Origin of the sequence: Vibrio sp. 10N.286.49.C3, from assembly GCF_041469545.1 — a bacterium.
Taxonomy (GTDB): domain Bacteria; phylum Pseudomonadota; class Gammaproteobacteria; order Enterobacterales; family Vibrionaceae; genus Vibrio; species Vibrio tasmaniensis_A.
In genome coordinates, this window is the sequence record NZ_JBFRKT010000025.1 from 35,552 (window position 1) to 56,237 (window position 20,686).

Genomic DNA, 20,686 nt, shown 5'->3' on the forward strand with positions numbered 1-20,686 from the left:
CTATCATGGCATATAGCGAAAAAGTAATTGATCACTACGAAAACCCACGTAACGTAGGTTCGTTTGATAAAGAAGACCCAAGTGTAGGTAGCGGCATGGTTGGCGCACCAGCTTGTGGTGACGTAATGAAACTGCAAATCAAGGTAACGCCAGAAGGCATTATCGAAGATGCAAAATTCAAAACTTACGGTTGCGGTAGCGCAATCGCTTCTAGCTCACTAGTAACAGAGTGGGTTAAAGGTAAAAGTATTGATGAAGCAGCGGCTATCAAAAACTCTGAAATCGCAGAAGAACTAGAGTTGCCACCAGTGAAAGTTCACTGTTCAATTCTTGCTGAAGATGCAATCAAAGCAGCAGTTGCGGATTACAAAAAGAAGCGTTAATTGTTTCATTAAGTAATCACAAAAAATAAGCAATATTTGGGAGCATCCTTTGTGCTCCCCCTGAGTTCTCAATTTATATAAAACACAAGGTTGTAGTATGGCCATCACCATGACAGATACGGCAGCAAGCCGAGTTCAAGCTTTCCTAGATAACCGAGGTAAAGGTATCGGGTTGCGCTTAGCGGTAAAAACTACTGGCTGTTCGGGTATGGCGTATGTACTGGAATTCGTTGACGAGCTTAACGAAGAAGACGAAGTGTTTGAGCATTCAGGTGTTAAGGTCATCATTGATCCAAAGAGCCTAGTTTACCTAGACGGTACCGAGCTTGATTACGTGAAAGAAGGCCTAAACGAAGGTTTTGAATTCAACAACCCTAACGCGAAAGGCGAATGTGGTTGTGGTGAGAGCTTCAACGTATAAACGCCTCAATCGTTAAGCGTTTATAGTGAGCGAAGAATAAAATTAGGCTCTGATTGAAGAGCCTAAACTTAGGACCACCGTTACATGAATCATTTCGAATTATTTGGGCTACCACTTCAGTTTCAACTGGATGGTAGCCTTCTTTCTTCTCAGTTTAGAGATCTGCAACGCCAATTCCACCCTGATAAATTTGCCACTGCTTCTGAGCGTGATCGCCTATTAGCCGTGCAAAAAGCAGCGCAAATCAATGATGCGTATCAGGTATTGAAGAATCCAATCAGCCGAGCTGAATACCTGTTAGTGCAACATGGTGAGGATATTCGTGGTGAGCAGCAGACCCTGCAAGATCCTATGTTCCTGATGGAGCAAATGGAATTGCGTGAAGAGCTTGAAGACATCGCCGACAGTTCTGAACCTGAAGATGCTTTGTTTGCATTTGAAGGAAAGGTTAGCAAAATGTATAAACAACAATTAAGCGCTATCCAACAAGAACTCGACAGTGAGGCTTGGTTAGAAGCTGCAGACCGAGTAAGAAAGCTTAAGTTTATTGCAAAATTAAAGAATGAAATCGAGTTAGTTGAAGATCGTCTGATCGGCTAGTTCGTATAACAAGGACACATCCATGGCACTACTTCAGATTGCAGAACCAGGGCAAAGCGCCGCTCCTCACCAGCACAAGCTTGCTGTGGGTATTGATTTAGGTACAACAAACTCATTGGTTGCGGCAGTGCGCAGTGGTGAGGCGAGCACACTGGTTGATCAACAAGGTCGCAGTATTCTTCCTTCCGTTGTTCACTATACGTCAGAGTCGTACACGACTGGTGATGAAGCTCGTGCAAATGCACAGACTGATCCTAAAAATACCATTATCTCAGTTAAGCGACTAATCGGTCGTTCACTGTCAGATATTCAACAGCGATACCCATCTCTGCCATATCAATTTGAAGAAAGTGATAATGGTTTGCCTGTGATTCGCACAGAGCAAGGTAACAAGAACCCAATTCAAGTATCTGCAGACATTCTGCGAGCGCTAGGTCAACGTGCTGAGTCAACACTCGGTGGTGAGCTATCTGGTGCTGTTATTACCGTTCCTGCTTACTTTGATGATGCACAGCGTGCTGGTACGAAAGACGCGGCGCAACTTGCTGGTCTTCACGTGTTACGTCTTCTTAATGAACCGACTGCCGCTGCGATTGCTTACGGCCTGGATTCAGGTAAAGAAGGAGTAATTGCTGTTTATGACTTAGGTGGTGGTACATTTGATATCTCTATCCTACGCCTATCGAAAGGCGTCTTCGAAGTTTTAGCAACAGGTGGTGACTCTGCATTAGGTGGCGACGACTTTGACCATTTAGTTGCGGATCATTTCCAAGAACAAATGGGCTTATCAGAGCTAACAGCAGAGCAGAATCGTATTCTTCTAGACGCCGCAACAGAAGCGAAGATTGGCTTATCTGAAGCGGAAAGCGTTGATGTTGACGTACTAGGTTGGTCTGGTTCATTAACTCGTGAAGAGTTTGAAGAGATCATCAAACCGCTGGTTAAGAAAACACTGCTTTCATGCCGTCGTGCACTAAAAGATGCGGAAGTTGATGCAGATGAAGTTCTAGAAGTTGTGATGGTCGGCGGTTCAACTCGCACATTACTTGTACGTGAAATGGTCGGCGACTTCTTTGGTCGTCTGCCACTAACCAGCATTAACCCTGATGAAGTGGTTGCGATTGGTGCATCGATTCAAGCGGATATCCTAGTGGGTAATAAGCCTGACTCTGAAATGCTACTACTGGACGTTATCCCTCTGTCTCTTGGTATCGAAACCATGGGCGGCTTGGTCGAAAAGATCATTCCTCGTAACACCACGATCCCTGTTGCTCGCGCACAAGAATTTACCACGTTCAAAGACGGTCAAACTGCAATGACAGTACACACCGTGCAAGGCGAACGTGAGATGGTTGACGACTGTCGTTCACTGGCTAGATTTGCTCTGAAAGGCATCCCGCCGATGACTGCAGGTGCTGCTCATATTCGTGTTACTTACCAAGTGGATGCTGATGGCCTGCTATCGGTTACCGCAATGGAGAAGAGCACTGGCGTTCAAGCTGAAATCCAAGTTAAGCCTTCTTACGGTCTAAGCGACAACGAAGTGGCTAGCATGCTGAAAGATTCGATGACGTTTGCAAAAGAAGACATGCAAGCGCGTGCTCTTGCTGAGCAACGCGTAGAAGCGGATCGCGTTATCGAAGGCCTTATCGCTGCAATGCAAGCCGACGGTGACGAGCTACTTGATGAGCAAGGCAAACAACAACTTGTTCAAGCGATTGAAGCACTGATTGAAGTGCGTAATGGCGACAACGCTGATGCCATTGAACTAGAAATTAAGAATACCGACAAAGCGAGCCAAGACTTTGCTTCTCGTCGTATGGATAAATCAATTCGTGCTGCACTGTCAGGTCAGTCAGTCGATAATATTTAATAGTTAGAGAATAGATAAACATGCCAAAGATTATTGTTTTACCTCACGAAGATCTATGTCCAGAAGGCGCTGTTTTAGAAGCAAAAACTGGTGAGACGGTTCTTGATGTTGCATTGAAGGCCGGTATTGGTATTGAACACGCATGTGAGAAGTCGTGTGCATGTACTACATGTCACGTCGTGATTCGTGAAGGTTTCGACTCTTTAGAAGAGAGTGATGACCTAGAAGACGACATGCTAGATAAAGCATGGGGTTTAGAGATGGAATCTCGCCTTGGTTGCCAAGCTAAAGTAGCTGATTCGGATCTTGTTGTAGAGATTCCAAAGTACACGTTGAACCTGGCTTCTGAAGACCACTAAGAACCTGTTTTCAGTCATGGCTAATATAGTGATGACTGAGAGAGCTATTGCTTAGACAAACATACTAAGAAAACTGGCCTAGAATATAGATTATAAAGGTGACCAAGCGTCGCTGATAAATATAAGGAAGTGTTATGAGCTTGAAGTGGATTGATTCGCGAGACATCGCAATTGAGCTATGTGATTTGTACCCTGATACTGATCCTAAAACGGTACGTTTTACCGATCTGCATCAATGGGTGCTAGACCTTGAAGAGTTCGACGACGAGCCTAACCACTCGAATGAGAAAATCTTAGAGGCTATTATTTTGTGCTGGATGGATGAGATGGATTAATCCTCTTGTCTAATGATTTGGTCGCGGGTTGGTATCAGTCCAATATAAAACGCAGCCAAGTTAACAATTCTTACTAAAAAAAGCGGACCTTATGGTCCGTTTTTTTATCAAAATGACATTTTCCTCCTACATAATGCTAACATCAGTGCGCTAATAAAAAATAATCAGAATCACACACTCAAAGTGGTTCATGACAAGGAGAAATCATGTCTACACAGATGTCAGTATTTTTAAGTCAAGAAGCTGCCCAGCCTCAGTGGGGAGCAAGAGCTATTTTATCGTTCTCAGAAGCGGGAGCGACAATTCACATTGGTGAAGGCCACGATCTAGGCGCAGTTCAACGTGCGGGTCGTACGCTTGACGGACAAGGTATCGCATTCGTTTCACTTCGTGGTGAAGGTTGGGATCTAGAAAGTGTTTGGGCTTTCTACCAAGGCTACCGTGGACCAAAGAAAAAGAATGCATTGGAATGGGATGCACTTTCAGAAGCCGATCAAACAGAGCTTGAAGCTCGTATTCGCGCAACTGAGTGGACGCGTGACATTATCAATAAAACCGCTGAAGAAGTGGCACCTCGTCAACTTGCGACAATGGCTGCAGAATACATCAAGTCAGTGGCACCAGCGGGCACTGTTAAAGCGAAGATCGTTAAAGACAAAGATCTACTAACAGAAGGTTGGGAAGGCATCTACGCGGTCGGCCGCGGCTCTGAGCGTACATCAGCAATGCTGCAACTGGACTTCAACCCAACTGGCGACGAAAACGCACCTGTATTTGCTTGTTTAGTCGGTAAAGGTATTACGTTCGATTCGGGCGGTTACAGCATCAAACCAGGCCAATTCATGACAGCAATGAAAGCTGACATGGGTGGTGCAGCAACGATTACGGGTGGTTTAGGTCTTGCGATTGAACGTGGTCTGAACAAGCGCATCAAGCTTATCTTATGTTGTGCAGAGAACATGATCTCTGGTCGCGCATTGAAGCTTGGCGACATCATTACCTACAAAAACGGTAAAACAGTTGAGATCATGAACACCGATGCGGAAGGTCGCTTAGTGCTGGCTGATGGCCTGATGTACGCAAGTGCACAAAGCCCTGAGCTGATCATCGACTGTGCAACGCTAACAGGCGCGGCTAAAAACGCACTGGGTAACGACTACCACGCACTATTAAGCTTCGATGATGAGTTGTCTCACCAAGCGCTAACGGCGGCAAATCAAGAGAAAGAAGGCTTATGGCCACTGCCTCTTGCTGATTTCCACCGTGGTATGTTGCCTTCAAACTTTGCTGATCTTTCAAACATCAGCTCTGGTGATTACACACCGGGTGCAAGTACCGCTGCTGCGTTCCTTTCTTACTTTGTAGATGACTACAAAAAAGGTTGGATTCACATGGATTGCGCGGGTACTTACCGTAAGTCATCTAGTGATAAGTGGGCTGCAGGCGCGACCGGTATGGGTGTTCGTACACTGGCTCGTCTTCTTATCGATCAAGCAAAATAATAATAAGAGTGAGCGGTATTTCGATACCGCTTATTCATAAACTCAGATCGAATGATCTTAGTAATTTCAGTATTTAATAACAAAAAATGAAGTGAAGGAATCCCTATGGCTCTAGAAAGAACGTTCTCAATTGTTAAGCCGGATGCAGTTAAGCGTAACCTTGTTGGTGAAATCTACCACCGTATCGAAAAAGCAGGCCTAGAAATTATTGCTGCTAAAATGGTTCGTCTTACTGAAGAGCAAGCGAGTGGCTTCTACGCTGAACACGAAGGCAAAGAGTTCTTCCCTGCTCTTAAAGAGTTTATGACTTCTGGTCCTATCATGGTTCAAGTGCTTGAAGGCGAAAACGCTATCGCTCGTTACCGTGAACTTATGGGCAAAACAAACCCAGAAGAAGCGGCATGCGGTACTATCCGTGCTGACTACGCAATCAGCATGCGTTACAACTCAGTTCACGGCAGCGACAGTCCTGAGTCTGCAGCTCGCGAAATCGAATTCTTCTTCCCAGAATCTGAAATTTGCCCACGCCCAGCTCAATAATCGGCACAGCAAATTATTCTAAAGGCTTCACTTCGGTGAGGCCTTTTTTGTAAGTGGATTTTACGCTCTCGATAATCAATTTGGCCGTCATTCCCGAAAGCGACGAAGGAGTGTAATCGGGAATCTTTTGTTTAAATTGGGTAATCTCAGGCTAATAAACACAACTGTTCAAATTTTAATCGCTTAAGTTTGAATGTCTTAATAAACACAGGGTTTTACAATGCTTGTTGAAGTTGCGTAAAGCCTGTACAATTCGCGCCCTTAATTATTGTTCCGTCATTGAGAGGCATCATGACCACAGCTAAAGTCAATCTACTCGATTTTGATCGTAAAGGTCTTCGTAAATTTTTCACAGAAGAACTGAATGAGAAAGCGTTTCGAGCAGAGCAAGTGATGAAGTGGATTTATCACTTCGGTGTCGATGACTTCGAACAAATGAACAACATCAACAAAAAGTTACGTGAGAAACTTCAACGTCGCTGTGAGATTGTGGCACCTGTTGTTTCTGAAGCTCAACACTCTTCAGATGGCACAATTAAATGGGCGATGAGCGTTGGCGACCAAGACGTTGAAACGGTATACATCCCAGATGGTGACCGTGCGACGCTGTGTGTCTCTTCACAGGTTGGTTGTGCACTTGAATGTAAGTTCTGTTCTACAGCTCAACAAGGCTTCAACCGTAACCTAAAAGTTTCAGAGATTGTTGGCCAAATCTGGCGTGCATCTCGCGAAATCGGCCTAGAAAAAGAAACCGGTCGTCGTCCAATTACTAACGTTGTAATGATGGGTATGGGCGAGCCTCTATTGAACATGAAGAACCTAATGCCATCATTGGAGCTGATGCTTGATGATCTAGGTTTCTCACTGTCTAAGCGTCGTGTAACAGTATCAACATCTGGTGTTGTTTCTGGTCTTGATCAGATGACAGATAACATCGATGTCGCTCTGGCGATTTCTCTACACGCACCAAACGATGCACTACGTAGCCAAATCATGCCAATCAACGACCGTTGGGATATCCAAGACTTCCTAGCATCGGTTCGTCGCTACATTGCATCTTCAAATGCTAACCGCGGCAAAGTAACGGTTGAGTACGTCCTGTTGGATCATGTGAATGATGATATGGACCACGCTCGTGAACTTGCTGAGCTAATGAAAGATACGCCTTGTAAGATCAACTTGATTCCATTTAACCCTTATCCGGGTTCGCCTTATAAGAAGCCAAGCAACTCTCGTATTGATCGCTTCCAAAAAACGCTGATGGAATACAACTACACAGTTACGGTTCGTAAAACTCGTGGTGATGATATTGATGCCGCATGTGGTCAGCTGGTTGGTGATGTTATTGATAGAACCAAGCGTACTAAAATGCTGAAAGCCGCCTCTGAAGCTAACTTGATCGCAGGTGATGTGATTCAAGTAAAAGCGGTTTAAATACCATTTAGATCTAAACAAGCCAGAAGGATTCCTTCTGGCTTGTTGCTTTTCTGGAAGGTGAATTTCCAATAATTGGATTTTTTCCCCACGCTTTCTTACATTTTTCGTCAAATTTTGGACAAAACCATGAGCTGACGGTAAATTTTGTTTAAAGTGTTTTTGCCTTGCAATGGCATTAGCTTATGATTAACTCATCTTAAATTAATTTAAGTGCTCGCTTGTTACCCGATAATCATCAATGTGTCTATTTAGGTTGGCTACTTGATAAACTAGCTTCCTGAGAAGGTCATCCATAGTCAATGGGTGATGTTCGTCTTTAAGGGTTGATGATTTAGATAACAGGAAAAATTCCACATAAAGTGGGTTGTTAGATTGAGCTTAAACGACAATAAAAATGCTCTCATCAACCTGCGATAATACTTTAGAAGTTCACTCTCTATGAACACAGAACACGAAACACAAACAAAAGAAACTGTCGCTCCAGAAATCGAAGCGGGAACGCTGCTTAAAAATAAACGAGAATCTCTTGGTTTAACACAAAAGCAGATTTCTGATCGTTTAAAGCTGCGCGTTACGCTGATCCAACAAATTGAAGAAAACCAATTCGAGTCAGATCAAGTTGCCACCTTTATGCGTGGCTACATTCGTTCATACGCGAAATACGTCAATCTTGACGAAAAGGTCGTATTGAGCGCACTCCATCATGCTGGTGACGCTCAACATCAAGAACAAGAAATGTTGAGCTTTTCTCGTAAGACTAAAACCGAGAAGCACAACAGCCGTATTATGATCCTTACTTGGAGCATTTTTGCGGTAATTGCGGGTATCTCCTCACTGTGGTGGTGGCAGAACCAACAACAAGACACCCTATCTCAATCTTTAGCTAATACTGAAAGCTCAGAAGAGCTAGCTGTAGAAGAATCACTTGCCCCTGAATTCACCTCTTTAGAAGTGATTGAAGCTGAACAAAATGAAGAGGGTACTTCTGTAGTTGAAGATACTGATGACCTTGCTGCGATAAGCGATGCGGAAGATTCTGTTACTTTAACTGACGAAACTACTGCACAGCAAGCAACAGAGACAGAACCAACTGCTGAAGTTGCTGTTAATACTGAAATTGCTGTTAATGCAGAAGCTGTTGAAGCAAGCACTGCGCCTGAAGCTGTGATTAACGAGTTAGTGATGCAGTTCTCTGCTGATTGCTGGATCCAAGTGAAAGATGCTTCGGGCAAAACCTTGTCGACTGGCATCAAAAAAGCAGGCCAGTCGTTAAATCTATCAGGAACTGCGCCATATAAAGTGATTCTAGGTGCGCCAGAGGGCGTATCGATGACATTTGCAAGTGAACCTGTCGACCTTTCTGGGTATACTTCAGGCAAAGTAGCTAGAATAACCTTACCTTAGAGTTAATATGCAACACGAATCTCCTATTATTCGTCGCAAATCAACCCGTATTTATGTGGGTGATGTGCCGATCGGTGATGGTGCACCAATTGCTGTGCAATCCATGACCAACACAAGAACAACAGATGTAGCCGCGACCGTTGCTCAAATTAGAGCTCTGGAAAAAGTTGGCGCTGATATCGTTCGCGTATCTGTACCGACTATGGATGCAGCTGAAGCCTTTAAGCTAATCAAGCAGCAGGTCTCTGTTCCTTTGGTTGCTGATATTCACTTCGACTACCGTATCGCACTTAAAGTGGCTGAATACGGCGTTGACTGTCTGCGTATCAACCCAGGTAACATCGGTAACGAAAGCCGCATTCGCTCTGTTGTGGATTGTGCTCGTGATATGAATATCCCGATTCGTATTGGTGTTAACGGTGGTTCTCTTGAAAAAGAGATCCAAGAGAAATACACAGAGCCTACAGCAGAAGCGCTTGTTGAATCTGCAATGCGTCACGTAGACATCCTAGACCGTTTGAACTTTGATCAATTTAAAGTCAGCGTTAAGGCGTCTGATGTATTCCTAGCCGTCGGTTCTTACCGTTTGCTTGCTAAGCAGATTGATCAACCTCTTCACCTTGGCATTACCGAAGCGGGTGGTGCGCGTGCAGGTTCTGTGAAGTCAGCGGTAGGTTTAGGCATGCTTCTCTCTGAAGGTATCGGCGATACGCTGCGTATTTCGCTCGCGGCTGATCCTGTTGAAGAGATCAAAGTTGGCTTTGATATTCTTAAATCTTTGCGCATTCGCTCGCGTGGCATCAACTTCATTGCGTGCCCGAGCTGTTCTCGTCAAGAGTTCGATGTTATTAACACCGTTAATGCCCTTGAAGAGCGCCTAGAAGACGTGATTACTCCAATGGATGTATCTATCATCGGTTGTGTGGTTAACGGCCCTGGTGAAGCTGAAGTGTCTCACTTAGGTCTAGCTGGTAGTGCACGTAAGAGTGCTTTTTACGAAGACGGTAAGCGTCAGAAAGAGCGCTTCGATAACGATGACCTTGTCGACAAACTTGAAGCTAAGATTCGTGCAAAAGCATCAGTGCTTGATAAAGCAAATCGCATTGATGTAGAAAACTTAGAAGATTAATACAACGCGATGGGGTGTGATTGTCTATTCGCACTGATACCTGGTCGTGAGAAATTACGGAATAAATACTGTGGCTAAAAATATCCAAGCAATTCGAGGCATGAACGACTGCCTTCCAACTCAATCACCACTGTGGCAGAAAGTAGAAAGCGCAGTTAAAAGTGTGGTGAGCGCATACGGTTACAACGAAGTACGTATGCCTATCGTTGAAGAAACAAACCTATTTAGCCGTGCGGTTGGTGAAGAGACAGACGTTGTTTCTAAAGAGATGTACACCTTTGATGACCGCAATGGTGACAGTCTAACGCTGCGTCCAGAAGGCACAGCAGGTTGTGTACGTTCATGTATTCAAAATAGCCTTATTAACCGTGATGAACAGCGCCTATGGTACATGGGCCCAATGTTCCGTCACGAGCGTCCTCAAAAAGGTCGTTACCGTCAATTCCACCAATGTGGTGTTGAAGTGTTTGGCCTAGACGGCCCAGATGTTGACGCTGAACTTATTATGATGACAGCACGTCTATGGCGTGAACTAGGTATCGATAAACACGTTCGTCTTGAATTGAACTCAATCGGTTCTCAAGAAGATCGCGTAAGCTACCGTACTGCGTTAGTGGCTTTCCTTGAGCAACACATTGATGTGCTAGATGAAGACTGCAAACGTCGCATGCACACTAACCCTCTACGTGTTCTGGATACTAAGAACCCGGATGTTCAAGCTATCTTAGGTGACGCACCTCGACTATCTGAATATCTAGGTGAAGAATCGAAGCAACATTTTGCTGGTTTGTGTGAACTTCTTGACGCTGTTGGTATCGAATACCAAGTTAACGAGCGTCTAGTACGCGGCCTAGATTACTACAACCGCACCGTATTTGAGTGGATCACAGACAGCCTTGGTGCCCAAGGTACAGTATGTGGTGGTGGCCGTTACGATGGTCTTGTTGAACAACTCGGCGGCAAAGCAACCAATGCTGTTGGCTTCGCTATGGGTCTAGAGCGTCTAGTCCTTATGATGGAAACGCTAGAACTTACAGAAGTTCGTCGTAGTGTTGACGTATACATGGTTGCTGCTGGCGAAGGTACAATGATCGCGGGCATGCAGTTAGCGAATCAATTACGCGATAACGTTGAAGGCGTACGTGTGATGAACCACTTCGGTGGTGGTAACTTCAAGAAGCAATTCAAACGTGCTGACAAAGTAGGTGCTGTTGTGGCGTTGGTACTTGGTGAGAACGAAGTTGCTGACAATACAGTTGTGCTAAAAGATTTGGTTGGCGGCGAGCAACAAACCGTGTCTCAAACGGAAGTTGCAGAAAAAGTTGCTGCGTTAATCTAAGCCATTGAGCAAACGCTCATCATGAATATCAACGTCAGCACTATGCTGGCGTTTAAAGAATTAAAGAGGACAGGAAGTGGAACTTTACGATAGCGAAGAGCAACAAGTTGAAGCCATTAAAGATTGGTGGAAAGAGAATGGCAAAGCCGTAATCTTTGGTGCGGTTATTGGTTTAGGTGGCCTATTTGGTTGGCGCTATTACCAAGATTCAGTCGTTGAAGCGCGTGAAGCCGCTTCAGAAAGCTACACCTCTGCAATCTCAGCTCTAGATGCTAAAGGCGTTGATGCTCAATCTGATATTCAAGCTTTCATCGACGCAAACAAAGACGCTGAATATTCAGTACTTGCTGCTATGCAATTAGCAAAAGCGCAAGTTCAAGCGGGTGACCTTACAGCTGCACTAGAACAACTTGAGTGGGCAAAATCGGCAACTAAGGACGCGGCATTAGCGCCACTACTGACTTACCGTGTTGCTCGTATCAAAGCTGAGCAAGGTGAATTTGACGCAGCATTGACTGATCTTGAAGCGATGACTGACGAATCTTGGAAAGGCCGTGTTGCTGAACTGCGTGGTGATATCTCACTTCGTAAAGGCGACACAGATGCAGCTTACAGTGCATACTCTGAAGCTCAACAAGCTGCTGATGCGAGCCAAACGCTTCAAATCAAACTTGACGACCTAGCTAAATAAGGCGCTTTGAATGAAGAAGATGTTTCCAAAAGCGGCGTTGTGTGCGATTGCTCTTGGCCTGCTAGCGGGCTGTGCAAGTGAAGAAGACACCGTAATCATGGCACCAGTACCAACGGTAAACAGCGAGTTTACTCCTAGCCAGGAATGGTCTACGTCGGTTGGTGATGGTGTTGGTCACTACTTTTCAAAACTAACGCCGGAATTGGCTTACGACAAAGTATTTGTTGCAAGCCGTGAAGGTATGGTTAAAGCGCTTGACCCTGAAACAGGTAAAGAGCTTTGGAAAGTCGATCTTGAGAAAGAAGTACTGGCTCGTTTATCGGGTGGCTTAACGGCAGCTTACGGTAAGGTATTTGTTGGTTCTGAAAATGGCGAAGTGATCGCGCTGGATGAATCAACCGGTGAAGAGCTGTGGCGTGTATCAGTGAATGGTGAGGTGCTTGCATCCCCTGCAACTGAAAGCAACATGGTTATTGTTCATACCAGTCGTGGCATGTTGACCGCGTTAGATCAAGAAAGCGGTGAGCAAAAATGGACCATCAGTACCGAAGTACCAAGCCTAACACTTCGTGGCGATAGCTCGCCTGTTACTGTTTCAGGTGGTGTATTCTGGGGTACGGCAAATGGTCGTTTAGCCGCAGCTATCGTTGATCGTGGTCAGCTTATTTGGCAACAGCCAGTAGGCACGCCAAAAGGTGCAACGGAAATCGATCGTTTAGTTGATGTGGATGCATCACCGGTTGTTCTTGGTGGCACCCTGTATACCGTAGGTATCAATGGTCAGCTGATTGCTATCGATCTTCGTTCTGGTAAGCCAATTTGGAAGCGTAACTACTCGTCAGCGATTGATTTAGCGAGTGATGGTAGCCGTTTGTTCGTTGTTACCGACAAAGACCATGTGGTTGCGGTTGATGCGCGTAGTGGTACTGAACTTTGGAGCACTCCATTGTTAGAAAACCGCTTACTGACAGCACCTGCTATTATTAATGGTTATGTAGTTGTGGGTGATACAGAAGGTTATCTGCACTGGTTAGATCGTTCATCGGGTGAGTTTGTTGCTCAACAGCTCGTCGATGGTAGCGGCTTTGCGGTTGCGCCAATTGAAATGCCTGAAGGCTACTTAGTGACGACTCGCAATGGCGATGTAAAGAAACTAACGATTAGCCAATAAAAGCGTGATACAATTCACAGTCGGCTCCTGGTTGGTAACAGCTAGGAGCCGTTTTGTTGTTATAAATTAATAAACCGTGTGGTTATAGGTAAGAGTTTAAACTTGCGATCAAGTGCTTACCTATAACTACATTTAGAGAAGAAATTGTAGAGGTTGTTATGGTACCTGTTGTTGCTCTAGTAGGGCGTCCGAACGTAGGTAAATCTACGTTATTTAACCGATTGACTCGAACTCGTGATGCATTGGTTGCGGATTTCCCTGGCTTAACGCGTGACCGTAAATACGGCCATGCTCATTTTAGCGAGCATGACTTTATTGTTATCGACACTGGTGGTATCGACGGTACCGAAGAAGGTGTTGAAACTAAAATGGCTGAACAGTCGCTAGCGGCGATTGATGAAGCTGATGTCGTTCTATTTATGGTAGATGGTCGTGCGGGTCTAACACCTTCAGACGTAGCTATTGCTAAGCACCTTCGTCAACTAGAAAAGCCTTCAATGCTAGTAGTAAACAAGGTTGATGGTATCGACCCTGATGCTGCAAGTGCTGATTTCTGGCAACTAGGCGTAGAAGACATGTACCAAATCGCTGCAGCGCACGGTCGTGGTGTAACAGCGTTGATTGATCTTGCTCTAAACCCATTCGCTGAAGCGTTAAAAGCTGAGAATGGTGAAGTAAGCGATTTAACTGAATTTGAAGACGAAGAAGAAGAGCAAGTTGATTTCACTGAAGAAGAAGCGGAAGAAGAATTCAAGCGCCTTCAAGATCAACCGATTAAGCTAGCGATCATTGGTCGTCCTAACGTAGGCAAATCAACACTAACTAACCGTATTCTTGGTGAAGAACGTGTTGTTGTTTACGATATGCCAGGTACAACTCGTGACTCTATCTACATTCCGATGCAGCGTGATGAGCGTGAATACGTTCTGATTGATACTGCGGGTGTTCGTCGCCGTAAAAATATCAATGAAACAGTTGAGAAGTTCTCAGTGGTTAAAACACTGAAAGCGATTGAAGATGCTAACGTCGTATTACTGCTTATCGATGCTCGCGAGAACATCTCAGATCAAGATCTAAGCTTGTTAGGCTTTGCGTTGAATGCAGGTCGTTCAATTGTTATTGCCGTAAACAAGTGGGATGGCCTAGATAACGACGTTAAAGATCGTGTTAAGAAAGAACTAGACCGTCGTTTAGGTTTCGTTGATTTCGCACGTATTCACTTTATCTCTGCACTTCACGGTACTGGTGTTGGTCACTTGTTTGAGTCTGTTCAAGAAGCTTATAAGTCAGCAACGACTCGTGTTGGTACTTCTGTACTTACTCGTATCATGAAGATGGCGACTGATGATCACCAACCACCTATGGTTCGTGGTCGTCGTGTTAAATTGAAATACGCGCACGCTGGTGGCTACAACCCACCGATTATCGTTATCCACGGTAACCAAGTACGTAACTTGCCAGATTCATACAAACGATTCTTGATGAACTACTACCGTCGTTCACTAGAAATTATGGGTACACCTATTCGCATTCAATTCCAGAACAGCGAGAACCCATTTGAAGCTAAGACTAACAAGCTGACAATTTCTCAAGAACGTAAACGTAAACGTATGATGAGCATGGTTAAAGGTCGCAAGTAAACCTTTCCAATAGATTTGATACCCGAGCCTGTCTCGGGTATTTTTTTAAGTAAAATTCACGTTATCTGATAATCGCGTCTTTGATTCCGTTATCAGCTAGCGACTTAGACTAGATTCCAAAAGAAGAATGATATGACCACTAGCGATTTGATTACACCAGCGTCAGCAATCACACCAACCATGACTCAATTTTGTCATCAAACTTGGCTGCTAAATGCAAAAGCAGTGTACGTTGAAAGTGACGACAGCAAAACTTACTTGATCACTGACGTGACACCTTTCCACCCTGTGAGTCATATTTGGCCCGATCACCCAGCAGACCGAGGTTTTGTCAGCGTAGGTGGCGAACAGTATATTGTTGAAGATTGCCTTGTTGGTGCAATAGAGCAATCTACTGGAAATCTTTATATTGAAGCAGATATCCCTGTTAAGCGTGATACGGAAGGGTGGGCGTTTGTGGTTGTCCACCAACTACCTGTATCAGCTTCTATTATTAAAATTGGCGATGAAGTTGAGTTGTCGGTTGATAAAGAGCACCAAGCCAGTTTGAGCCGCGGTCATAGTGCCGGACATATTGCCTTCTTAGCCTTGAATAAAGTATTGGCTGAGAGTTACTGGCGTAAAGATGCGGATAGAAAAGATCCACTCGGCAGCTATGACTTCAATAGCTACGCACAGGTGACTAGCTTTGTGACTCCAGAGTTGTGTACCGATAAGTATCGTTTAGGTAAAACATTGAAGAAACGCGGTCTGAACGTTGCTGACATGCTAACGAACCTTGATGGCATTGAGGCCAATATTAACCAGATGATTGCAGGCTGGCTTGCTGAATCGACTCTTGTAACGATGAGACTAGAAGGTGAGTCGTTAACAGACTCTCGCTACTGGGAATGGCAACTAGATGACGAGACTTTAGTGTCTATTCCGTGTGGTGGTACTCACATCGACAATACTTCAGAACTTAAGGCATTGTCGGTTAAGTTAACCCAATTAGATGACCAACATATCGAAATGCAGACGTGTGTCTCTCGATGATCTCAATTAAAGATCGAAAATAGATTGTTCTGCATTGTTGGTTTTATTTGTTTGTTTCTAGTCATATATTCCATTGTAAATTGAAATGCAGCATATGTAACTTATGCTTTCGGTGTGTGGTGATATAAATATTCTTTTTGGGGTAGATCGCTGATCAAAGTAGATAAAGCAAAAGATCAACCTATGATCTTCGGTGGTGTGTTGTGGTAATTTAGTGTGTTAATATTGACCAGTATATAGGCTTGCATAAGAACAAGCTGTTCCCACCATATAATTGAAAGCTTTAGTGAATGAAACAACAATTTTTATTAGAAGGTCACCGAGCAGTAAACAGTTTGCTTCGAAAGCTTGCCCTTGGGTTGGATCGCAAAGAATTAAATCGCAAGATCATTCAACTCACCGAGCAGATTTTTGGTCAAAGGATGGCCTCTATCCTATTGCTAAACCCCGAATCGAATACATTACATTTAGAATATGCTCCAAACTTGCCTGATTTTTATAACCAGCAGATAGAAGGGGTGGGGGTTGGTGCCGGAATTGGTTCTTGTGGCGAAGCGGCGGCACTTAAGAAAGCTGTCATGGTCTCCAATATTAATGCACACCCGAATTGGATTCCTTTCTTAGCCTTAATCAATCAGGCCAATCTTCATGCATGTTGGTCAGTGCCAATCATCTCTTCACATGGTCACGTATTAGGTACCTTCGCAATTTACAGTCAGTACATCTCTGAACCTCATGAGTTTGAACTTGAGATCTTAGAGTTATTGGCTTCTCTGTATTCAGTCGCGCTTGAGAAGTATGAGTTAGAGAATCAACTCAACTTTTTTGCCAATCGGGACTCCCTAACACACAGTTTGAATCGCCGAGCATTGCTGAGAGAAGCCGAGCAGGTGTTAACTAACCGGTGTTTTACTGAAAAAGTGATGGCATGCCTGTTTGTTGATGTCGATAAATTTAAGTCAATAAACGATACGTTTGGCCACAGCTTTGGTGATGATGTGTTGTTAGCCGTTGCAAAAGTGCTTGATGAGGCAACGACTGCCTGTGCCAAGATAGGGCGCTATGGGGGCGATGAGTTTGTCGTGTTCTCTTGCTTTGATGATCAAGAAAGTGTGCTGAACTTTTATCGAAGCTTAGAAAGAACCTTGGAACAAGCGCTCTATATCGATGGCACTCAGTTTTCTGTCAGCGTTGGACTTTCTTATGATAAAGATCCTGAGTCATTGGAAGGCTTGATCGCACAAGCTGATAAGAACATGTACCAAATCAAGCAAGCTAAGTCTTAGCAGTAGTAGATTGTAAAAAAAGTAGTGAGTTAGGAAATGCTAATGAGTGAAAATATCTGCCCTAAGTGCCAATCAGAGCTAGGTTGGGATGGAAAGTATCACTGTGAAAGTTGTCAGGCACACTTTACTAAGGTTGGGTTTTGTCCTGAGTGCAGCAGCCAACTTGAGAAGCTTCAAGCCTGTGGTGCAGCGAGCTATTTTTGTAATGGTGAGTGTAATGAGCTTAAATCTAAATCGAGAGTAAAGTTCGAATTCCAACCAGCGGAATAGCCTTAAATTATTTGGTTTGAACGACAATCGGTGATGTTATACCAAAGACTCAATACCAAAGTGTTGGGTCTTTTTTGTATCTAATGAACCTAGAACTCGCTCTTAGCGAACTTTGTTGTCACTTTCGATTCAATCACACCGTCTTCAATTTGGGTGGTGATCACTTCACCGACTTCGATATCGTTAACGGATGATACAGTTTTACTCGATGCTGAATGGGTGATGCTGTAGCCACGTTTTAGGGTTGCTAATGGACTTACTGTTTCTAACTTCTCGGCAGCCATGGCTAGTTGGTGGCGAGTAGTTAGTAATGTCTTGTCCATTGCATCCAATAGCTTTTGCTCTGAACGTTGTAGATGCAGTTTCTGTTCACCAAGGCGTTTCACTGGCGAGTTCAGCTGAAGTTGGTGCTGCTTACGTTCAACACGCTGCGCATGCTGCTTTAGGTATTGAGTCATACCACGACGCAAACGCATGTCTAAGTCATCAAGCTGCTGACTCTGCTTTTGCAGTTGGTAGCTCGGGTGTTGTTTCTCTAAGCGGTATTTCAACGTCTGAGTTGATTGCGCTTGTTTGATTAACACATGACGAATCGCACTCACTAAACGAGCACGTTTAGACGCATAAGCTTGCTCTTTATGACTGTTGTCACGGCTAACTAATTCAGCGGCTGCTGATGGCGTTGGAGCACGCATATCTGCGACGAAATCCGCGATAGTGACATCGATTTCATGCCCAACGGCACTGATAATCGGGATCTGGCTTGCTGCAATGGTGCGAGCTACGATCTCATTATTAAAGCACCATAGATCTTCCAAAGAACCGCCGCCTCGGCCAACGATCAATACATCACACTCATTGCGTTCATTGGCACGCCCAATTGCTTGAGCAATTTGAATCGCCGCTTCTTCGCCCTGAACCATGGTTGGGTAAACCACAACAGGCAATGAAGGATCGCGTCTTTTCAGTATATCGAGAATATCGAAGAGGGCTGCGCCTGTTTTAGAGGTGATAACACCGACGCATTTAGGATGTTCTGGAAGAATTTGTTTACTGGACTGAGCAAATAAACCTTCCGCCGCCAAGTTCATCTTAAGTTTTTCAAACTCTTGCTGAAGCTTGCCGTCACCTTCTGGCTGCATGCTTTCGATGATCAGTTGATAGTCACCGCGTGGCTCATAAAGAGATAGGCGCGCTTTAACTAGCACTTGATTACCGTTCTGAGGCTTAAAAGTCACACGACGGTTATTGCCACGAAACATAGCGCACTTAACTTGAGCGCGAGAGTCTTTAAGCGTGAGGTACCAGTGACCAGAGACAGGTGCAGAGAAATTTGAGATTTCACCAACGAGCCAGACTATTCCCATTTCGTTTTCTAATAGGAGACGAACCTCTGAATTGAGGCGAGAAACAGTAAAGATGTTTGGATTGGTCATAGAAGCGCTATCTATCCTTGAAGGAAGGTCTTTCTCTTGGAATCTCACTGGGCGTGAGTATGGAAGATAGCGGCAATATAATACATAGCAAGGGGGTAAATGCAAATTAAAAGTATAAAAATGTGTAGCCAAGCGATTTCGTTGGCCGTATAATCCGTCCGCAATATCTAATCCAAATGCAGTTTGATTTTCCTTAATTGGCTGCCCTCATTAGGCGAAACGATGAGATTGGATTGTTTCTTTTTACTCCTATTATTGTGAGATATTGCAAATGCTAAGAATTGCCAAAGAAGCGCTGACATTCGACGACGTACTGCTAGTGCCAGCACACTCCACCGTTCTCCCTAATACAGCTGATCTTCGCACTCAGTTGACGAAGAATATTTCCCTAAACATCCCAATGATCTCTGCATCGATGGATACTGTGACAGAAGCTCGCCTAGCGATTGCACTGGCACAAGAAGGCGGAATAGGCTTCATTCACAAGAACATGTCTATTGAACAACAAGCTGAAATGGTTCGCCAGGTTAAAATTTACGAAGCAGGTGTAGTTTCTCACCCTGTTACTGTAAACCCTGACGCGACAATCGCTGATGTTGTAGCTCTTACTCAAAAACACGGTTTTGCCGGTTTCCCTGTTGTTACTGAAACAAACGAACTTGTTGGTATTATTACTGGCCGTGATGTTCGCTTTGTGACTGACCTTTCTAAGAAAGTTGACGTAGTAATGACGCCTAAAGCTCGCCTTGCTTCTGTTAAAGAAGGTGCAACTCGTGAAGAAGTTCAAGAGAAAATGCACGAAGCGCGTGTTGAAAAAGTTCTTGTTGTAAATGATGACTTCCAACTTACGGGAATGATCACTGCAAAAGATTTCCACAAAGCAGAACGTAAACCAAACGCTTGTAAAGATGAGCGCGGCAGCCTACGTGTAGGTGCAGCTGTTGGTGCTGGTGCTGGTAACGAAGAGCGCGTTGCTGCTCTAGTTGAAGCTGGCGTAGACGTTCTACTTATCGACTCTTCACACGGTCACTCTGAAGGCGTACTTAACCGTATCCGCGAAACTCGCGCTGCATACCCTGATCTACAAATCATCGGTGGTAACGTAGCAACTGGCGCTGGCGCTCGTGCTCTTATCGAAGCGGGTGTTAGTGCGGTTAAAGTAGGTATCGGCCCGGGTTCAATCTGTACGACTCGTATCGTTACTGGTGTTGGTGTTCCTCAAGTAACAGCAATCGCAGACGCGGCTGAAGTAGCTAACGAATACGGTATTCCAGTAATCGCAGATGGCGGCATTCGCTTCTCTGGCGATATCTGTAAAGCTATCGTTGCTGGCGCATCTTGTGTGATGGTTGGTTCAATGTTCGCAGGTACTGAAGAAGCACCGGGTGAAGTTATCCTTTACAACGGTCGTTCTTACAAGTCTTACCGTGGTATGGGTTCTCTTGGCGCTATGTCTCAAGGTTCTTCTGACCGTTACTTCCAATCTGACAACGCTGCAGACAAGCTTGTTCCAGAAGGTATTGAAGGTCGTATCGCATACAAAGGTCGTCTAAAAGAGATCGTTCACCAACAGATGGGCGGTCTACGTTCAAGCATGGGCCTAACGGGTTCTGCAACTGTTGAAGACATGCGTACTAAAGCTGAGTTTGTTCGTATCTCTGGTGCGGGCATGAAAGAATCTCACGTACACGATGTTCAAATCACGAAAGAAGCACCTAACTACCGTTTAGGTTAATAATACGTCCAAACGTTTGAATAATGTGCTGATTTAGTCGGCACATTATTTTATCTACCGCCTGTTTTGCAGAAAGTCTGATTTTCTCAAAACACGAGGT

20 protein-coding genes are annotated in these 20,686 nt (G+C 44.5%); 19 read left to right on the plus strand and 1 reads right to left on the minus strand.

Annotated features, from left to right (window positions below; genetic code table 11):
- Positions 1-5 precede the first annotated feature (5 nt).
- The 18 genes from iscU to AB4180_RS12015 all read left to right on the plus strand — a co-directional run bounded on the left by iscU (position 6) and on the right by AB4180_RS12015 (position 17,415).
- A complete protein-coding gene (gene iscU / locus AB4180_RS11930) occupies positions 6-383 on the plus strand; it encodes a Fe-S cluster assembly scaffold IscU (protein ID WP_004740340.1) in 378 nt (125 codons plus the stop codon).
- Positions 384-480: 97 nt separating this feature from the next.
- Positions 481-804 (plus strand): iron-sulfur cluster assembly protein IscA, encoded by a 324-nt coding sequence (iscA, locus tag AB4180_RS11935; RefSeq protein WP_010440519.1) that lies wholly within the window; start codon positions 481-483, stop codon positions 802-804.
- 84 nt (positions 805-888) lie between these two features.
- Positions 889-1,404 carry a co-chaperone HscB gene (hscB, locus tag AB4180_RS11940; RefSeq protein WP_019822106.1) on the plus strand — a complete coding sequence of 172 codons (516 nt, stop codon included), beginning with the start codon at positions 889-891 and terminating at the stop codon, positions 1,402-1,404.
- A 22-nt stretch (positions 1,405-1,426) separates the two neighbouring features.
- Complete coding sequence (gene hscA, locus AB4180_RS11945; RefSeq protein ID WP_102249557.1) at positions 1,427-3,277, plus strand: Fe-S protein assembly chaperone HscA; 1,851 nt, start codon at positions 1,427-1,429, stop codon at positions 3,275-3,277.
- Between the two features lie 20 nt (positions 3,278-3,297).
- Positions 3,298-3,636, plus strand: a complete 339-nt coding sequence (gene fdx / locus AB4180_RS11950; protein WP_102249558.1) for an ISC system 2Fe-2S type ferredoxin — start codon at positions 3,298-3,300, stop codon at positions 3,634-3,636.
- A 134-nt stretch (positions 3,637-3,770) separates the two neighbouring features.
- Positions 3,771-3,971, plus strand: a complete 201-nt coding sequence (gene iscX, locus AB4180_RS11955) for a Fe-S cluster assembly protein IscX (protein ID WP_004740335.1) — start codon at positions 3,771-3,773, stop codon at positions 3,969-3,971.
- 206 nt (positions 3,972-4,177) lie between these two features.
- The gene (gene pepB / locus AB4180_RS11960) at positions 4,178-5,473 is read left to right on the plus strand and encodes an aminopeptidase PepB (protein ID WP_102249559.1); all 1,296 of its coding nucleotides are present in this window, start codon (positions 4,178-4,180) and stop codon (positions 5,471-5,473) included.
- Positions 5,474-5,578: 105 nt separating this feature from the next.
- The gene (gene ndk / locus AB4180_RS11965; RefSeq protein ID WP_016797173.1) at positions 5,579-6,013 is read left to right on the plus strand and encodes a nucleoside-diphosphate kinase; all 435 of its coding nucleotides are present in this window, start codon (positions 5,579-5,581) and stop codon (positions 6,011-6,013) included.
- Between the two features lie 291 nt (positions 6,014-6,304).
- Positions 6,305-7,447 (plus strand): bifunctional tRNA (adenosine(37)-C2)-methyltransferase TrmG/ribosomal RNA large subunit methyltransferase RlmN, encoded by a 1,143-nt coding sequence (locus AB4180_RS11970; RefSeq protein ID WP_102249560.1) that lies wholly within the window; start codon positions 6,305-6,307, stop codon positions 7,445-7,447.
- 441 nt (positions 7,448-7,888) lie between these two features.
- A complete protein-coding gene (gene rodZ / locus AB4180_RS11975) occupies positions 7,889-8,854 on the plus strand; it encodes a cytoskeleton protein RodZ (protein ID WP_102249561.1) in 966 nt (321 codons plus the stop codon).
- Positions 8,855-8,861: 7 nt separating this feature from the next.
- Complete coding sequence (ispG, locus tag AB4180_RS11980; protein WP_009848294.1) at positions 8,862-9,983, plus strand: flavodoxin-dependent (E)-4-hydroxy-3-methylbut-2-enyl-diphosphate synthase; 1,122 nt, start codon at positions 8,862-8,864, stop codon at positions 9,981-9,983.
- A 70-nt stretch (positions 9,984-10,053) separates the two neighbouring features.
- Positions 10,054-11,322, plus strand: coding sequence for a histidine--tRNA ligase (hisS, locus tag AB4180_RS11985; protein WP_009848295.1), 1,269 nt, complete (start codon positions 10,054-10,056; stop codon positions 11,320-11,322).
- 76 nt (positions 11,323-11,398) lie between these two features.
- The gene (locus tag AB4180_RS11990; RefSeq protein WP_065678454.1) at positions 11,399-12,013 is read left to right on the plus strand and encodes a YfgM family protein; all 615 of its coding nucleotides are present in this window, start codon (positions 11,399-11,401) and stop codon (positions 12,011-12,013) included.
- Between the two features lie 10 nt (positions 12,014-12,023).
- Positions 12,024-13,184, plus strand: coding sequence for an outer membrane protein assembly factor BamB (bamB, locus tag AB4180_RS11995; protein WP_102249562.1), 1,161 nt, complete (start codon positions 12,024-12,026; stop codon positions 13,182-13,184).
- 158 nt (positions 13,185-13,342) lie between these two features.
- On the plus strand, positions 13,343-14,824 hold the full coding sequence (gene der, locus AB4180_RS12000; RefSeq protein ID WP_010440555.1) for a ribosome biogenesis GTPase Der: 1,482 nt from the start codon (positions 13,343-13,345) through the stop codon (positions 14,822-14,824).
- Positions 14,825-14,956: 132 nt separating this feature from the next.
- Positions 14,957-15,859 (plus strand): metal-dependent hydrolase, encoded by a 903-nt coding sequence (locus AB4180_RS12005; protein ID WP_102249563.1) that lies wholly within the window; start codon positions 14,957-14,959, stop codon positions 15,857-15,859.
- Positions 15,860-16,149: 290 nt separating this feature from the next.
- Positions 16,150-17,145, plus strand: a complete 996-nt coding sequence (locus AB4180_RS12010) for a sensor domain-containing diguanylate cyclase (RefSeq protein WP_102249564.1) — start codon at positions 16,150-16,152, stop codon at positions 17,143-17,145.
- Between the two features lie 42 nt (positions 17,146-17,187).
- Positions 17,188-17,415, plus strand: a complete 228-nt coding sequence (locus AB4180_RS12015; protein WP_017099592.1) for a zinc ribbon domain-containing protein — start codon at positions 17,188-17,190, stop codon at positions 17,413-17,415.
- An 89-nt stretch (positions 17,416-17,504) separates the two neighbouring features.
- On the opposite strand, the gene xseA is transcribed toward AB4180_RS12015, so the two are convergent.
- A complete protein-coding gene (gene xseA, locus AB4180_RS12020) occupies positions 17,505-18,851 on the minus strand; it encodes an exodeoxyribonuclease VII large subunit (RefSeq protein WP_102249565.1) in 1,347 nt (448 codons plus the stop codon).
- Between the two features lie 271 nt (positions 18,852-19,122).
- Between xseA and guaB the strand changes: the two genes are divergently transcribed.
- Entirely contained in the window at positions 19,123-20,586 is a 1,464-nt protein-coding gene (guaB, locus tag AB4180_RS12025; protein ID WP_010440594.1) for an IMP dehydrogenase, read from the plus strand.
- Positions 20,587-20,686: the final 100 nt, after the last annotated feature.